Raw genomic sequence first — 1,346 nt, forward strand, 5'->3', positions numbered from 1 at the left:
ACGAACTCTATCTGGCGGTGAAAGCTTTTTGGTCAGCTTGGCGCTGGCCCTGGCTTTGTCTGACCTGGTTAGCTATAAAACTCAAATTGACAGTTTATTTCTCGATGAAGGTTTCGGTACGCTAGACCGTGCGACATTGGATATCGCACTAGATTCACTGGATCAGCTCAACTCTCAGGGTAAAATGATTGGCGTGATTAGTCATATAGATGCCTTGAAAGAGCGTATACCTGTTCAGATTGATATTAAAAAAATGAGCGGGCTTGGGTACAGCCGTTTGGATAAGGCTTATGAGATTAAAGGGCAAGCTGATTAAGGTAGGCAGCGGCCAAAGTGCTTTACTGAAACGTAAGCACCTTGGCTTGTTTTGGATTCCGCATTAGCGAGGGGTGAAACCCTCTGCCTAAGAGAAACGTTTTAAAACTCAGCGCTATGATAAACGTTCTGCACGTCATCCAGGTCGTTAAGCATATCTAGAAATGTCTCGAAGGTAGTGATATCGTCACCTGAAATTTCAGTCGTTGTTTGTGGAACAAACTGGATTTCATCAACTTTAAAGTCTACTTCCTTTTCACCGTTCTTGTTCTCTGTACCGAATGCTTCGTTAAGCGCTTGCTTTGCCTTGAAATAATCAGTGTTAGGTGCAAATATCGTGATTTCGCCGTTTTCACACTCGATATCACTAACATCAACATCGGCTTCCATTAAGGCTTCAAGGGCGGTGTCTTCATCTTCAGACTTGAATACGAAAATAGCACTGTGATCAAACATGTGACCAACGCTACCTTGGGCACCAATTTTACTCTTGGTTTTGGTAAAACACTGGCGCACATCACCGAAGGTACGGTTAGGGTTGTCCGTTAGGCAGTCAACAATTACCATGCAGTTTCCTGGGCCAAAACCTTCATAGCGAGCTGTCGCAAAGTCTTCGCCAGCACCACCTTTTGCCTTTTCAATCGCTTTTTCAATAACATGACCAGGAACCTGATCTTTCTTGGCGCGGTCAATCATTGACCTAAGTGAAAGGTTACCGTCAGGGTCGATACCACCAGACTTTGCGCACATATAAATCTCGCGGCCATACTTGCTGTATACCTTGGTTTTGGCGTCGGCGGTTTTTGCCATTGATTCTTTACGGTTTTGGTAAGCTCTACCCATTTTTTAAGGTCCCAAACTATTTTTAGAAATCGGAATAATGTTTTCAGAAACAGAATACTACCGTGATGTAAAATGTTTAAAAAGTGTCACGCACAAAAAAAGCCGCAGAAGCGGCTTTTTTAGCTTAATCATGTTAAGCAGACCTTACTAACCGATGCTGAAAAGCTCGCCTAGCTTAGTTGCTAGCA

The 1,346-nt window shown here is 43.5% G+C and carries 2 protein-coding genes; one reads left to right on the top strand and one right to left on the bottom strand.

The annotated features are described in order from the left end of the window. On the top strand, positions 1 to 316 hold a 316-nt coding region (locus A3756_RS19855), incomplete at its 5' end, for an SbcC/MukB-like Walker B domain-containing protein (RefSeq protein WP_197481405.1). 101 nt (positions 317 to 417) lie between these two features. On the opposite strand, the gene A3756_RS19860 is transcribed toward A3756_RS19855, so the two are convergent. Then, positions 418 to 1,158 carry a YebC/PmpR family DNA-binding transcriptional regulator gene (locus tag A3756_RS19860; RefSeq protein ID WP_068554413.1) on the bottom strand — a complete coding sequence of 247 codons (741 nt, stop codon included), beginning with the start codon at positions 1,156 to 1,158 and terminating at the stop codon, positions 418 to 420. Positions 1,159 to 1,346: the final 188 nt, after the last annotated feature.

The sequence above is a fragment of the Oleiphilus sp. HI0086 genome, assembly GCF_001635225.1.

What these genes read in the sequence shown, in the direction of transcription:
- A3756_RS19860 (WP_068554413.1), bottom strand. Translation starts at nt 1,158, where the DNA reads ATGGGTAGAGCTTACCAAAACCGTAAAGAATCAATGGCAAAAACCGCC.